Source organism: Thermopolyspora flexuosa (assembly GCF_006716785.1).
GTDB classification, from domain to species: Bacteria; Actinomycetota; Actinomycetes; order Streptosporangiales; family Streptosporangiaceae; genus Thermopolyspora; species Thermopolyspora flexuosa.
On record NZ_VFPQ01000002.1, the window covers coordinates 104,145 to 119,042 of the forward strand.

General features: G+C 67.1%; 12 protein-coding genes. 3 read left to right on the top strand and 9 right to left on the bottom strand.

The annotated features are described in order from the left end of the window. Nucleotides 1-80: 80 nt before the first annotated feature. The 7 genes from FHX40_RS22900 to FHX40_RS22935 form a co-directional block, all read right to left on the bottom strand. A complete protein-coding gene (locus tag FHX40_RS22900; protein WP_142262047.1) occupies nt 81-641 on the bottom strand; it encodes an NUDIX hydrolase in 561 nt (186 codons plus the stop codon). Between the two features lie 586 nt (nt 642-1,227). Next, entirely contained in the window at nt 1,228-2,532 is a 1,305-nt protein-coding gene (locus FHX40_RS22905) for a hypothetical protein (RefSeq protein WP_142262048.1), read from the bottom strand. A gap of 711 nt (nt 2,533-3,243) precedes the next feature. Continuing rightward, nucleotides 3,244-4,131 (bottom strand): hypothetical protein, encoded by an 888-nt coding sequence (locus FHX40_RS22910; protein ID WP_142262049.1) that lies wholly within the window; start codon nt 4,129-4,131, stop codon nt 3,244-3,246. Beyond that, the gene (locus FHX40_RS22915; RefSeq protein WP_142262050.1) at nt 4,128-4,577 is read right to left on the bottom strand and encodes a hypothetical protein; all 450 of its coding nucleotides are present in this window, start codon (nt 4,575-4,577) and stop codon (nt 4,128-4,130) included. Before FHX40_RS22915 ends, FHX40_RS22910 begins: the two co-directional genes overlap by 4 nt. Nucleotides 4,578-5,446: 869 nt before the next feature. Next, nucleotides 5,447-5,686: a dihydrofolate reductase family protein gene (locus FHX40_RS22920; RefSeq protein ID WP_229788468.1), complete on the bottom strand. Its 240-nt coding sequence runs from the start codon at nt 5,684-5,686 to the stop codon at nt 5,447-5,449. 274 nt (nt 5,687-5,960) lie between these two features. After that, nucleotides 5,961-7,040, bottom strand: coding sequence for a lipocalin-like domain-containing protein (locus tag FHX40_RS22930; protein WP_142262051.1), 1,080 nt, complete (start codon nt 7,038-7,040; stop codon nt 5,961-5,963). A gap of 999 nt (nt 7,041-8,039) precedes the next feature. Then, a complete protein-coding gene (locus tag FHX40_RS22935) occupies nt 8,040-8,933 on the bottom strand; it encodes a LysR family transcriptional regulator (RefSeq protein WP_142262052.1) in 894 nt (297 codons plus the stop codon). Between the two features lie 411 nt (nt 8,934-9,344). On the opposite strand from FHX40_RS22935, the gene FHX40_RS22940 reads away from it, so the two are divergent. Continuing rightward, nucleotides 9,345-9,962, top strand: a complete 618-nt coding sequence (locus FHX40_RS22940; protein ID WP_280525122.1) for an oxidoreductase — start codon at nt 9,345-9,347, stop codon at nt 9,960-9,962. A gap of 254 nt (nt 9,963-10,216) precedes the next feature. On the opposite strand, the gene FHX40_RS22945 is transcribed toward FHX40_RS22940, so the two are convergent. Next, nucleotides 10,217-11,737 carry an MFS transporter gene (locus FHX40_RS22945; protein ID WP_142262053.1) on the bottom strand — a complete coding sequence of 507 codons (1,521 nt, stop codon included), beginning with the start codon at nt 11,735-11,737 and terminating at the stop codon, nt 10,217-10,219. Between the two features lie 103 nt (nt 11,738-11,840). Here FHX40_RS22945 and FHX40_RS22950 point away from each other — a divergent pair, with 103 nt between their 5' ends. Together FHX40_RS22950 and FHX40_RS22955 are read left to right on the top strand one after the other, a co-directional pair. Next, nucleotides 11,841-12,668, top strand: coding sequence for a helix-turn-helix domain-containing protein (locus FHX40_RS22950; RefSeq protein WP_142262054.1), 828 nt, complete (start codon nt 11,841-11,843; stop codon nt 12,666-12,668). Nucleotides 12,669-13,061: 393 nt separating this feature from the next. After that, a complete protein-coding gene (locus FHX40_RS22955; RefSeq protein WP_142262055.1) occupies nt 13,062-14,240 on the top strand; it encodes a DegT/DnrJ/EryC1/StrS family aminotransferase in 1,179 nt (392 codons plus the stop codon). Nucleotides 14,241-14,261: 21 nt separating this feature from the next. Here the strand turns inward: FHX40_RS22955 and FHX40_RS22960 are convergent, their stop codons facing one another. After that, nucleotides 14,262-14,843 (bottom strand): hypothetical protein, encoded by a 582-nt coding sequence (locus FHX40_RS22960; RefSeq protein WP_229788467.1) that lies wholly within the window; start codon nt 14,841-14,843, stop codon nt 14,262-14,264. Between the last annotated feature and the right edge of the window lie 55 nt (nt 14,844-14,898).

A 14,898-nucleotide genomic window follows, 5' to 3' on the forward strand; every position in this document is an offset into this window, starting at 1 on the left:
AGAAGTCCATTCCGACTGAACTGTTCGTTGACAATGGCGCCGACGCCAGCGCCGCCGTATCGACGAAGTGGCCCGCTTGCTCAAGCGCGCTCTGAACTGAGCCACTCCCGGGCCGCATACAACCCGATCAACGTCCCCGACGTCCAGATGTCACCCCGGGCGATCATCTGTGGGATCTCGGCCATCGGGATCCAGCGGATCAGATCCGCCTCGACCTCCCCCGTCGGCTCACCGACGTACTCGGCGCCGCGAGCGAGAAACAGCAGGTGCTCGGCATCCACCAAGCCCGCGATCGGCTGGTAGGTGAGCAGCGGCTCCATCTGCTTGGGCCGGTACCCGGTCTCCTCCTCGACCTCCCGGGCCGCCGTGACAAGAGCATCCTCGCCGGCCTCCACCAGCCCGCCGGGCAGCTCCCAGCCCCACCGGTCGGCCACGAACCGGTGCCGCCACATCATCAGCACCCGATCGTCCTCATCGACCACGACCGCGATCGCCGCCCGTTTCAGGTGCACCACATGATGCTCGAACCGCTCACCCCCGGGGATCTCAACGTCGGCCAGCGCCAACCGGATCCACCGGTTGTCATAGACCAGCCGCTCCCCGTGCACGATCCAGCGCGTACGCTCGGTGTCCTCGCCCACACCGCGAAGCTAACGTCCCACGGCCCCGCCGTACACGCGTCCGCGCGATCACTGTGGCGGTTGCCGAATTACGCCTATACAGATCAAGGGCGGCGCTCCGCGCCGCCTCGCGGCCCTCCGCCGCTCGGCGGTCGGGCATGCGGCTCGCGGCCGGTCCCGGCCGCCGACGGCTCCGGGCCGCATCGGCTTTAGCCGCCATGCCCTGCCGCCGTAACCGTGCATGCCTCACGATCGCCCCGTCATGGCCGGTCGCCGTAGACGGCTCGGGGCGATCGCCGGGCCAGGGCTTCGTTCCTCAGCCCTGGCCCACCGGACACCGGGATGCCTGTCTCGTCTGTGCGCCTGAGTGCTTCGCCGAGTCTCGAGATACCGTTGCGCTACGGTGTCCTTTGGTGTGCCGTACTCTCCCCATGCAGATACGCGGGAATCCCTCCCGACCGCCCAACTGCACCGAGTAGGGGCCCGGTCCGAAACAGCCTCAAATCGTGCTATTAAAATTCATGCTCGACTCGCCGGCAAAAGGGCTGACTGTGCATACCGGCTACCGGGCGGAAGTGAGCATCGTGGCGTGCGAGTTCGTTCATCGTTAGTCACCTTCTTTATCTTTTGACTCCGAGGGAAGAGATTTATCTAACACCGCATTCACCCGCTCTGAGACGCTGACACCTCCGCTAGCTAGGGCGATAACTGCAGCTGCTACCAGAGTGATTCGAACACTCTGAGCTGCTTGCTGAGAGTTATCAAAAACGGGGAGTAGCGGCAGGACGAAACCCATACTGGCGAGCACTATTGCTGGCCACAAGCGAGCCGCAAGTCGACGAACCCTCTCTGCAAGAGTAACCTCTCCCGCCGCCTCCCATAGCTGTTTAATACTACCGTCGCTCCATAACTCGACAATCTTCAGTATCTCGACCGAGATCTTTTCAAGGTCTGTACCGTTAGAGCTAGCGGCAAGGCTGGCCTTGTGCTTCCGAATCTCATTAGCTAAGCAAACACCGATACGTCGAGCATCTCGGCGAGCTGTTATGTCCCATAACGGAACCCGTCGAACGGCGAACCGTTCTGCTTCACGGCCCAACCGTTCTAACGCTGCAATAAGAGCCTTGATGTGTCGTGGATAGGACCACCGTCTGCGCTCGCGGCACCAATGCGACCAGTATGCGACCTCGAGAAGCCCGAGAATAATCCTATCTAGAGGTCCAGGAGCTGAGTGACGACGCCTTTCTCGATAATATCTGATACCTATAATTATATTCACCATCAGGACTGCCACTATATGAAATAGCGCGATCAGAAATACCATGTCGGGAGCCCTGCTCATATCGGGGATATCGAGCAGGGCTCCCGCCATTAAGAGCAGAGATACAGCAAAGAAGAAAAGCAGCATTCTCCAATAGAAGTACATCGAGGAAGGGGTGTTAAGGTCTAGGTGCGATGTGCAGACATCAACGAAGCGGACGTAAGGTGTCGGAATCATGACGAGCAGCAGCAATGACCCCGCAAATACTAGGGAGGTCAATATGAGTGCCCCAACGGTCGACGCCTCGCGAAGAAACGTAATCACCATGGCCCCTACCGCCCCGAGTAGCAGGATAACGTAATTTAGGGTTAGCACAACGGATGCCGAACCGTGGAAAATGAATTGCTTGTAGACGGCACCTCGCATTGCTGTCGCGAGCAGGCGAAGCCGTATCACTGGGTCGGTCAGCTCTGGCAGGCCATCTATGTAGCCGATTATCGTCTGCGATTCTCTGCGAACTCTGCCAGCTACTCGTATATACGTCCAATATTTAGAGAATGTTATCTGAGCGCGAAGCGCATTTATAATTTTCCAGGTATAGGCATGTTTTGATATCATCCAGACTGCCGATCGGATACGTGATAGGTACATAGGTTGATGATGCAACACCGGAAGGCGACTTGTATCCGAAGATGAGAAGACCCCGACGAGGGGGCTTGGTGCGGCACAGACGCACTACACGCCAGGCACTTCCCTAGAAATTTTTCCTCTCTACATATAAAGGTTTCGGTCGCCCTCTACGCCTCGCTGGTGCCAACGGCGTCGCTGCGATCACATCGTTGGCTCTTCGCAGGTACCACTGTCCGGAAGATCGGCAGTTTTGAGGAAGACGGGGGCCATGAGGCGGGGCGGGCCGACCGCTCTTGGACAGGTCGCGTCGCGTGATCGCGTGCCATTAGCGTGCCATTAAGAGGGGTCTGCAGGGGGCAGTCACGGTCGCTTGCGGCTACATGGTCGGGCAGGTCATGGCCTATGACGGCCGTGATCCGGCCGTTTTGCAAGCAGAGGGTCAGGGGTTCGAGTCCCCTAAGCTCCACCGGACAAAATCCCAGGTCAGCGACACAGCGCTGACCTGGGATTTGATCTTTCCGGAGCTATTCAAGGCTTCCGTGCCCGTTGTGTGCCCGATGGAGTTTCGAAGGCCTTACGCGTCGCGCTGCCGCGGCCGTTCCGCCTTGGGCCCGGCCGCGGCGTACGCGCGAGCACCTTTGCAGGTACGAGGCATATGCGGCAGATGGACTAGTGGGCTGCATAAATGAAAGGCGCGGTGTATGCGGGCACCGCGCCTTTCTTCGGGTCAGGTCATGCGGTCGGGCAAGGCGGAGGAGTGAAGTCGGTGACGATGCCCCTGACGTCGGGGTGAGAGGTCACCCTGATCCGCGCGCGCATAATGCCCGTGTTGGTGTAGGACGAGCTCTCCAGGCGGTGCGAGACGGTGACGGTGTCCGGCCCGGTGGTCTCGAACGACCCGGGAACCGTGATCTCGCCACCGCTGCCGCTGAGGAACTCCCACTGGTACTCCACGCGGACCGGGCCGTTCACCTGGATACGGCTGGTGAAGTTGATCGCGGGCCCGTTACCGGGGGTGCAGGCGGAGGTGTCGTAGTTCCGCTGGAGATTAAGGACCTGGATGCTCAGCGCCTCACAGGTCACCTGCACTTCGGCCGTGTTGGACACGCCGGTGTTGGGCGAGAGGATCTCGATCCACCGCTGCACAGGGCCGCTTTCGGTCACCTCCACCGTGTGCGAGACGTTCTTGCTCAGCGCATCGCCCTCGGCGAAGGTCAGCGTCTCGGTGGGGCCCTGGAAGCCCGGACCGGCCCAGCGGTACTGCACGGCCGTACCGCCGGCGTTGATCCGGTCGACGGTCACGGTGCCGGTGAACACGCGGGTGATCGGAGGGCAGGCGCCCGTGTAGTTCTCCGGAGCCGTCACCGAGGCCGTCGCCTCGACCGGAGGCGGCGGAGGGGGTTCCTCCTTCTCACACGTCACCGTGTAGCCGTCACGGCCGGAAACGCCATGGCGCGGGGAGACGATGTCCAAGGTCACCCAGCCCTTGTGGCTCTTGTCCGGTTTGAAGGTGTAGGAGACCTTCTTGTCGCGGACGACCTTGACCTTGCCCGTGTCGACGACCTTGCCGTTGTGCACCCACCGGTACGTCACCACGGTGGGGCGGAAGGTCTTGATCACGCCCTTGGCCGTGACGCCGCGCGACGGGGGCACACACCGGTGTAGTCAGGCACATGGACAAACGCCTTGACGAACGCCGGTATCTTCCCGTGTCCCGGCTTGCCCGGTCCGGGCCTGCCCGGCGCAGGCTTCACCGGGCGGCGGCAGGACACCTCAAAGTACGCCTTCTTCGTCGTCACCTTGCGCGGCGACAACAGCTGCAGGGCCTGCCAGCCCTTGACGCTCTTCGTGAAGGTCGCCTTCTCCGCCACGGTGACGGTCTTGACGCCCCGGCCCTTGACGGTCCGGGTCTTGACCGCGCTCCTGGAACCGTCACCGCGCAGCCAGCGGTAGGCGACGGTGGCCTTGCCGCGAACCTTCAGACGCACCTTCGCCGAGAAGGTGACCGTGACCGGGCACTTGCCGACGTGTCCGTGGGGTGACGCCGTGGGTGTGCTCACCGACACGGACGGCTTCTTGACCGGAGCGCCGGCCGCGGCTGCGGGGGTGGCCACAAGACCCGACCCCCACGGCGGTCAGCGCGGCGGCGCCGACAGCGGCGAGCCGGGCTAAGCCTCTGGAGAACATGAGGGTGAGACTCCGTTCAGAAAGGTGTTCTGTGGATCGAGGCGGTTGCCGTATGAGTGGAACTCACATCAATACCGCGAAGCCTCAGCAATGCATTTTGGCCTAAATGCTGCGCTCATAGAAGTTCCAAAACAGAGTTTCGAATCCGCCTCATCGCGTCAACGGAGTCACACCAGACCGCCCTCGCCGGGGAGAACCCGGACGAAAACGCCTGAACGGCGAAGCGTCCGACCGACCGCCGGCGCACGCGACCATGCACGGCCAGGTCTTGACCCGCACCGGTTGCCCCATGGTGTACGCCTGCCTACCAGGGCCATGTCCCCTCCGACCCGCACGTCGCCCGCGATCGGGCGCCGCAGGACCCCAAACACTCGTCGGAGCCCTCAATGACGTGCTCGACCCTTGAACAGGCAGGACTCGTCGAGCCGGTCGCCGCCCTCCGGGCCTGTCTGCAAGGGCATGACATTGGCCGCCACAGCGACCCACGCCGCTCCGTCTCAGGCGTTCCGCTATCTTTTTGAAAGCTTGAAGTCACATGATCATGAGGTCTGCGGCGGGCCATCGGGATTCCGGCACTACCGCAGGTTCCTGCGAAACTCGCCGCTCAGCCCGGGGACAGAGCACCTGTCACCTGCTGCTTTACCCTCGGCGCGTCATCGTCGCCCGTCGTGCGCGCCCGGTCAGCCGGAAACCCCGAGCGCGTGCCGGGCATTCGCGGTGGAGTTCTTCGCGCATCCGCCCAGGCCGGTCAACGGCGCACCCGATAGCGCAGGTGAAGCACCCGGTTGCCGCGGATCACCACGTCGGGGTCCTCCAGCAGGTGCTGCGCGTCGACCGACCCGAAGAAGCGCTTGCCAAATCCGAACACGACGGGTACGACGTCCATGCGCACCTCGTCGACCAGGCCCGCGGCGAGCACCTGCCCGCCGACGTCGCCCGCGGTGACCTCTACCAGGCGGTCACCGGCGAGCTCCTGCGCCTTGGCCACGGCCGCCTCGATGCCGTTGACGAAGTGGAACGGCGCCGGGGCAGCGTGAGCCGGGCGTACGGCGGCGCGCCCGCCAGGTAGTAAAGGTCGTCGATCAGCCCGTCCAGCGGTGGCCGCGGCGCTCGGGACACGTACTCCACGCCCTCAGCATCGCCGATCCGACCCCCCGTGTGCCCAGACCGTCAGGGCCAGGGGCGGCGGCCGGACGGTGGCGGGAACGGGTCGGCCCCGCGAACGAGCCGCGAGGCCGACGCGGTGCGCGTGTGCGCCGGGGTCATGGCTTCCAGTCGCCGATCAGCCTCACGTTGTTCTTCCCGCTGACCTTGGTGTTCCGGTGGACGCCGGTGAAGGACGTGGTGGCTTCGAGACGGCCGCCCGAGCCCTGGGTGATCTCCTGCTTGCGGGGGCCCACCACGGTGACGGTGAGCTTCGTGCCGAGCGCGGGGATGCCGATGCGCCAGCGGGTCGGGTACCGGTCACCGCTCACGGAGCTCGTGTAGAAGCGGTCCGCGCGCCTGGCGAGCGGCTCGACCGCCACCACCTCGTGGGTGCCGTCGCGGCGTACCACGGTGGCCCAGGAGTTCTCGCCGTGGATGGAGACGGCGTCCCAGACGGCCAGGGAGTCGCCGTTGGGCATGTTGAAGTTCATCCACGTCCACCGCCACCGGAGGTTCGGGTCGTCCGGGATCACGCCCCACTGGCGGTCGAGCCAGGAGCGGCCGGTCACGCGCCGCGCCTTGCCGTCGATGACGAGGGTGCCGGTGGTCTGCATGTCCGGGAAGGCGTACTCGTGGTTGGTGCGGCCGAAGAGCGGAAACGCGCCGACGCCGCCGTAGTGGAGGACCGGTCCCCGCGCCCGGGCGGTCACGTTGAAGGAGCCCCACGGCACGGTGATCGACACGTTCATCCGCCGGGCGTCGCCGGTCCACTTCAGGCCCGGCGCCGTGATCTCGAAGCCGGTCGTGCTCCACCGGTAGTCACCCGGGTCGACGACGATCGCTTCGTTCTTGTACCAGCCGGTGGTCACGTTGGTGACGGCGAAGGACACGATCCGCGGTTGCGCATTGTGCGCGCTGACGGTCTGCACCACCACCCCGATGTCCTGGCCGCCGGCCTTCACGCGGCTGCTGAAGTAGATGTTGTCGGTCCAGCGGCCCTCCGGCTCGGGGGTCTGCGCGGCCAGATCCGCCTCGGGATCGACCATGGTCGGGGCCCCCTTGGCCGAGGTGGTCGCGGCGGGCCTCGGGTGGGTCGTGTCGGCGACGGCCGCCCGGCCGCCGGTCGTCATGATGGTGGTGAGCAGCGCCGTCAGGGCGGCGGCGGTGCTCAGTTTGAGGACTGTGGTTTTCCGCAATGCGGCCTCCCAGGGCAATAGGCGAGGATTGACCGGCGCCGCAACAGCCGTGCAGGCGTAGCGCGGCGTCCTATCGTCGTGTGGAGATTTCCTGAGCACCGCCGGGCATGGCGATCAACCCGGCATGGAATCGATTCCAGGGCGTCAGGTGATCACAGGTTTCGCCGCGCTGACGGCACCCGGACACGAGTTTCACGCACGCCGTTGTACGTGAAATCTCCCGCCGGTTTCAGCGGCGTCCGGCCGACATCGGCTCCGGCACCAGGAAACGAGCACGGGCCGGCGGTAGCCCGGCGACGGCACGCATTGATCTCCCCCGAGACGATCAAAGTTGGTATTCCCAACTATCTATGGACATGACTCGGGTGTCAAGTCGGCCGCGAGCGGCGCGCCAGGGCATGGCGCAATGTGCCGAAGGAGGCGACAGGCCTCGCAGACCCGGAGGTCGTACGGGTGTGTCAGGGTGCGACAGGGGCCTCCGCCGTATGGCGGTCAGGATTTTCCGACCTCGGCACCGACGGAATCGACAGCCTCCTGCGAGGCGACCTCCGAGGACGCCTCCACGGTTGTGGACGGCTTCCAAGCGCATTCGGCTGGAACGTTTTCGGTTCGAGCAGCACGGCAAGCAGGCGATGAGCACCGCGATTCAGGATCACGCGTTTCCCGGTTCGCCGACTCGCCCAAATCCCTCCCCTGAGGGATTGCAAGCAAGCATCTGCACGATATTTCGCCGATCGCGCCGTCGCCGACCCAAGAAATGGGAACAGATGAGAAGCGGGGAATCAGGGGGGAGCACGATTGGTGCGCTGAACCGCGGCTTCCCAGGTCAACGGAGATCGGAATGCGTATTTGCAAGCCGATGCTTAGGGTTTCGAGTCCCTAAGCTCCACCGGCGAGAACGCACCGAGCCCGGCCATTGACCGGCGTTCGTGCCGTTGCGGTGCCTTTGGCCGATCGGGCCCGGCGATCTCGGCGTCCCGCTGGTCCCGCTGCTCGGGATCAGCGCACGCCGAGCACGTCGAGGGGATCCTTGGCCAGCCGCTCGCTGACCTCTTTCGCCGTTTCGATGAGGCCGGCCAGTGCGGGGGACTGCACGCCGGCGGGCCAGGCGAGGAGGGTTGTGGCCAAGGGGGCGTCGGTGACCGGGACCGCGACGTGTTCCGGCCACTGCCAGGCGCGGCTGGAGGCCGGGATGACCAGCAGCGTCCGCCCGAGGGCGACGAGTTGCGCGAGCTGGGACTGGCTGCGTACCTCGGGCCCAGGGCCGGGCGGATAGGTGAAGTCGTGGCGCGGCCACCGGGCCATCGGCAGGTCGGGGACGTTGCTCACCTCCGCCATGGTCAGGGTGGAGCGCCGAGCGAGCGGATGCGACCTCGGCAGGATCGCGACCTGGCCCTCCGTCAGGATCTCGACGCTCTCGAGCCCGGTCATCAGGTCGAACGGCGCGTGCATGATCGCCACGTCGGCCTGGCCGTTGAGCAGCAGTCCCCGCTGCTCGCCGATCTCACACAGCAGTACGTCGATCTCGACGGCCCCCGGCCGCGCGGCATACGCGTCGAGCAGCTCCTTCAGCAGCGCGTGGGAGGCGCCCGCCTTCGTGGTGAGCACCAGAGTGGGCTTGGCCATCGCGGCGCGGCGGGTACGGCGTACGGCCGCGTCGACCGCGTCGAGCGCGCGCCGGGCCTCCTTCAGGAGGGTCTCGCCCGCCGGAGTGAGCGAGACGCCCCGGTTGTCGCGGTTCAGGAGCTGGACTCCCAGGCGGCGCTCGAGCCGGCGGATGGCCCGGGACAGCGGCGGCTGGGCCATCTGCAGACGCTCGGCGGCGCGGCCGAAGTGGAGTTCCTCGGCCACCGCCACGAAGTACCGCAATTCGCGAGTTTCCAGACCGTCCACGCCCGCAGACTACCTGCGATACCGCTGCGGTATCGGCCGAGATCCAGCCGGTCTTGGACAGCCTCGGAGCGTCGTCCGCACCATTTCTGCAGACGGCAGGCGAGCACAAGGCCGTCTGCCGCTTTTCTCTGTTTGTGGAAATGGGTGAAAGAACGTGAGCAGTGCCACTCCTTCCCTGCCCGGCGGTACCTGGACCCTGGGCGACCTGACCGTCACGCGATTCGGCTACGGCGCCATGCGGCTCACAGGGCCGGGGGTGATGGGTCCGCCCGCCGACCGTGACGAGGCCCTCGCCGTCCTCCGCGAGGTCCGCAACCTGGGGATCACGCACATCGACACCGCGGACGTGTACGGCCGCACGTCGCGAACGAGCTCATCCGCGAGGCGCTGCAGCCGTACGGCTCGCTGCTCGTGGCCACGAAGGTCGGGGCGGTCCGTGACGAGCAGGGCGGCTGGCCGCCGGCCCGCGAGCCCGACCAGCTGCGCCGGCAGGTCGAGGACAACCTCAAGACCCTCGGGGTGGACCGGCTGGACCTGGTCTACCTGCGCCTCGGCGACGCCACCGGGCCGCAGCCCGGCTCGATCGCCCGGGCCTTCGAGACGCTCGTCGAGCTGCAGCGGCAGGGCGTGATCCGGCACCTCGGGGTGAGCAACGCGACGCCGGAGCAGGTCGCAGAGGCCCAGTCGATCGGGCGGATCGTGGCCGTGCAGAACCTGTACAACCTCGCCATCCGCTTCGACGACGAGCTCATCGACCGGCTCGCCGCCGAGAACGTCGCCTACGTGCCCTTCTTCCCGCTCGGCGGGTTCACCCCGCTGCAGTCCGAGGCGCTTTCCGCGGTGGCGAAGCGGCTGAACAGCACGCCGTTCAGCGTCGCGCTGGCGTGGCTGCTGCACCGCTCGCCGAACATCCTGCTGATCCCGGGGACCTCGCGCGTGCAGCACCTGCGGGAGAACGTGACCGGTGCCGCCCTTTCGCTCAGCGACGAGGACCTCGCCGAACTGGACAAGATCGGCCGTCAGGGCTGAGGGACAGGTCACGGCCCGCGGCGGCCATGACCCGAAGGATATACCGGCAAAAGCGCCAAGGGTTCGATCCGCCAATCCCCACCCCAGGTGAGAGGCCACTTCCGGTCACCGGAAGTGGCCTTTTGACCCCGGGGAACAGGGCACACGACACATGCTCAGCCGCTCGCTCCGGCTACCGGCGGCGAAAGGCCACTTCCGAGATCTGGGATCGGCCATTTTGCCGCTCCGTACGGTAGCGGACCACGGCTCCGGCGCTATCGCCGCGTTCGATCGGGTTGGAATTGCGCCTTGGGGATCCAGCGCAGGGTGAGAACGCCCATGCCCGCGCAGAGGATGGCGCCGGTCGCCATGGCGATGTGCAGTCCGGTCAGAAATGCGGACTTCGCTGCGCTCACGACGGTCGCCGTGCCCGCCAGGTCGAGCGTCTCGTTGAGTGTGGGGGCGAGTTCGGGGCCGAGGACGCGGAAGGCGAGGGCGGCGATGGAGCCGAGGAGGGCGATGCCGAGGGCGTTGCCGATCTCGTTCGAGGTCTCCGCGATGGCGCCGGCCGCGCCCGCCCGGTCGGCGGGGACCGCGGCGACGGCGGTGTCGGCCACGAGCGCGAACGAGATGCCGTAGCCCACTCCCGCGATGGCCGTCGACGCGATGTACCAGCCGATCCCGCCGGTGGTCGTGGTCGGCAGGAGGAGAGCGAGGCCGGCGGCGATCGCGAAGTAGCAGAGGGCGAGCGCGCGGCGCTTGCCGATTCGCTCCGCGATCCGGGGAGTGATCACGCACATCGTGATCAGCACCGCCGCACCGGGCAGCGCGAGGAGGGCGGCGGTGAGGACGGGCAGGTCGAGGACGGTCTGCAGGTAGATGCCGGTCAGGTAGGCCGCGGCCGACCAGGCGACCAGGGAGAGCACGCCGGTGACGATCGCGACGGTGAAGACCTTCTCGCGGAAGAGGGTCACGTCGACCAGCGGATACGCGAGCCGCCGCTGCCGGAGGACGAACCAGATCAGTACCAGGACACCCGCCGCGCCGGAGGCGAGGACCGGCCAGGACGGGCCGTAGGCGGCGAAATCCTTGATCGCGTACACCACCGCCAGGAGCCCGCCCGCGGAAAGCAGGATCGACGGCACGTCGACGCCGCCCGGACGGGTGGCCCTGACCTCGCGGAGCACGAACGGGGCGGCCGCGAGGAAGACGACGACCACGGGAAGGTTGATGAGGAACACCGAGCCCCATGCGAACCGGCTCAGCAGCAGTCCGCCTATCACCGGGCCGATCGCGAAGCCGGCGGCGAAGGTGGCCGCGAAAACGCCGATGGCCTGGGCGCGTTGCCGGGGATTCGGGAAGAGTTCGCCGAGTACGGCGAGCCCGGACGGCAGCAGTGTCGCGCCACCGAGGCCCATGAGCACGCGGCAGCCGATGAGCCACTCGGGCGAGGGCGAGAACGCGGCCCCGGCGGAACCGAGGCCGAAGACGGTCACGCCGATCATGAGCAGCTTCAGCCTGCCGTACCGGTCCCCGAGATTGCCGAACGCGATCAGCAGCGAGCCGACGGCGAAGCCGTAGCCGTCGAGGATCCACAGCGCCTGATCCGCCGTGGGCGCGAGCGCGTGGGTGATGGTCGGCATGGTCAGGAACAGGATCGAGCCGTCCATCGAGACCAGCAGCACCGGGCCGAGGACGACCAGCAGGCCGAGCCAGGCACGGCGGCCTGCCCTCGCCTGCTCCGGCGGCGGTGCGGACGTGGCGATCGGAACCGGGTCACGCTTCGGGTCAGCCATGGTTCCGATCGTCAGGAGCGCACCGTGACCTGCCAGGCCTCTGTCGTGGGTACACCTGGCAGGTGCAGGCACGGCCGCGCGCCGCGAGGTTACGCTCGGCCCCATGCGGACCGAGACGCTGGGCGTGTTCCTCAAGACGCGCCGTGCCCGGGTCACGCCGCAGGACGTGGGCCTGCGGTCGTACGGCACGGTACGCCGCGTTCCGGGCCTGCGGCGGGAGGAACTCGCGCAGCTCGCCGGCGTCAGCGTCGGCTACTACACGCGGCTGGAGCAGGACCAGGGCACCGCCTCGCCGCAGGTGCTCGACGCACTCGCCCGGGTGCTCCGTCTCGACACCACCGAGACCGCGCACCTGCACAATCTCGCGCAGCGCTCCGGGCTCTCCCGGCTCAGCCCGCCCGAGCCGGAGGTCCTCGCGCCCCGCGTCGCGACGTTGCTGGCCTCGCTGGGCGAGAGCGTGCCGGCCATCGTGCTCGGCAGACGCGGTGACGTGCTCGCGTGGAACCGCACCGGTCACGCGCTCATCGCGGAACACCTCGAGTACACGGCCCCGGACTCGCCGGAGACCAGGCCGTCCATTCCGCGCATGTTCTTCCTCGACCCGCTGCATCGCGACCTGTACCGGAACTGGGACGAACTGGCGCGCATCCACATCGGCTATCTGCGGCTGACCTCCGGGCGGTATCCCGACGACGCGAAGCTCGCGGAATTGATCGGGGAACTCGCCATGCGCAGTCCCGAGTTCGCGAGCGTCTGGGCCACCGGGGAGGTCGCCGACTGTACGGCGGGCCCGATGGATCTGCGTCACCCCACCCTCGGCGATATCGAGCTGGATTACCAGGTCTGGCTCCAGCCGGACAGCCCCGATCACCGCCTTGAGGTCTACACGCCGCGCAATGAAACGTCGCGCGACGCCATCAGGCTCCTGTAGGCCGGCAAAGCGCACGGGCGGGCCCTGAAAGATTCCGGCGGCTCACGTTTTCCGGCGACCGCCTGCGGACGAACGGGCGGGCCACGGAATCGCCGCCGGCGCCCGCCGCAGAACCGGTCAGGGAGATCCGTCCGCATCACCGGGTCCGCCTTGCGCCGACCACCCGGCCGGGCCGTCGCGCGGCGGAATAACGGCCCTGCCGGACGACGGTGAGGGCGTACCACACGACGGTGGCCTCCCTGGCTCCCTGACGTGAGATTACTCACGCGGCGGGCGGCTCTGGTCATGGTTCCCGGCAAACGGAACGGTCGTTATTTACCTAACCAAGATCCAAAATTGACAGCACTGAGGATTGTCAGGAGAATTTAACCAAAGCTGTGGTATTTGTTTGCGGTGACGCCTGCCCAAATCGTTGCAAAGAGGACCGGCCGTCGCTGTCTTGATCTGCCGTCGAACAGGCTCGGCCTGTACCTCGCACTCCGGCACTGGTGCACGCCTGGACAGCGGCTGCTCATGTCGCCCATATCCGCCGATGAGATCATTTTCCTGGTGCTGGCCGCCGGGCTGGTGCCGGTCATCGCGCCGCTGTCGATTCTGGACGGGAACATCGAGGTCACCCGCGCCCTCCTCGAGTCGGTGGACGCCGTGCTCACCACCAACCTGTACGGCCTGCCGGACCGGGTCACCGAATACTCCGGCAAGACGCTCATCGAGGATGCCGCGCACGGCATAGAGACGACCGTGAACGGGCAACCGCTCGGCACCTTCGGCGTCGCCGGCGTGTTCAGCCTCTCCAAACATGCGGCGGCGGGCTCGGGAGGCGTCCTGGCCGTCGAGCACGAGTCCGACTACCGCGAGCTGAAGCGCCACCGTGACCTGCTGCTCCGGCCCGGATCGCTCCGCTGCGAGATCCGCTCGGTGCTCACCTCCATGGCCCGCCAGACGGCGCTGCGCCTGAACCAGGTACGGCCCGCCCTCGCGATATCCCGCATGCTGGGCCTTGAGGAGGAGCGGGAGGGGTACCGCATTCCCCCGCGCCGGGCTGACCTGGAGAAAGCCCTCGCCCACGCGCCGAACCTGCCGCCGTTCGACCCGTGGGTACGCGCCGACCTGCACCACTACCGCAACCGGAACGGCGCGCTCGCCCGCTGGTACCAGTCCAGGCGCATGCGGGCGCTGCCGCGCGAGCGGGACCGGCGGATCGCGGGCGTACACCTCCTGGCCGAGCTACCCTCGGCCGCCGAGGGCGTGCGGATGCACGTGGACCAGCCGCTGTTCCGCGTCCCCCTCCTCGTCGAGGACCGCGACGCCGCGATCGCCACCCTGGAACGGCACGGCGTCGCCACCGGCTACCTGTACGACCCGCCGTACGACGACTACCTTCCCGGCCTCGTCGTGCCCTCCCCGTCCCCCGAGGCGGCCCGCTTCTGGGCCCGGCACGTGCTTCCGGTCGACCCGCTCTACGCCCACCGGGCGCTCCCGGTCGTCAGGCGGCTCCGGCCGGCATCCCCGCCGCCCGCCACGCGTCCTCCGGCTCCGGCCCGGCCGACGACGGCGCCGAACTCCCGCTGATCACCGGGCCTTCCGGGGAGGTCATGACGACTCGGCGACCGCCGGAGGTCTCCGGCGTCGCTCCGCGAAGAGGAAATGGGCGACGATGATGGCGATACTCACCGCGGCCGCCGTCCATACGATCGTCTTTCCGATGGCCTGGACCACCTCGTTCCGGCCGGGTGGGAGCACGACCATCTGTACGGCGGCGCCGACCGGCACGGTCAGTCTCGCGAGCAGACCGATCACGCCGGATCGCCTGACGCAGGCACCGATCGCGCCCAGCGGGGCGCCGAGCACGATGCCGGCGATCCCCCACGCGAGCACCTCGGCATCGAACCAGGGGGACTGCCCTCCGTCGGCGATGCTCTCCCCGATGCTGTAGGCGGCCGTGGCCGCGAGCAGGGCCGGCGGGGCGGCGATGGCACCGAGCGCCGGCCCCGCAAGGCGGCCATCGGTGTCGCGCGTGACCAACCAGCCCACAGCGACCGCGAAACCGGCCCACGCCCAGCCGGAGTCGAGCAACAAGCTGATGATCTCCGCGATCGACCAGCCACTGGTGGTGTAGTCACGACTGGACAGGTCGGTTTGGCTGAGCGCGAGCGCGTTCACCAAGGCGGTCACAGCGCCGAATCCCGCTCCTGCCGCAAGGGCGCTCACCAGGATTCCCGCGGTACGG

Coding starts and splice junctions, on each gene's coding strand:
- FHX40_RS22905 (WP_142262048.1), bottom strand. CDS start 2,532: ATGTACCTATCACGTATCCGATCGGCAGTCTGGATGATATCAAAACAT.
- FHX40_RS22945 (WP_142262053.1), bottom strand. CDS start 11,737: ATGGCTGACCCGAAGCGTGACCCGGTTCCGATCGCCACGTCCGCACCG.
- FHX40_RS22950 (WP_142262054.1), top strand. CDS start 11,841: ATGCGGACCGAGACGCTGGGCGTGTTCCTCAAGACGCGCCGTGCCCGG.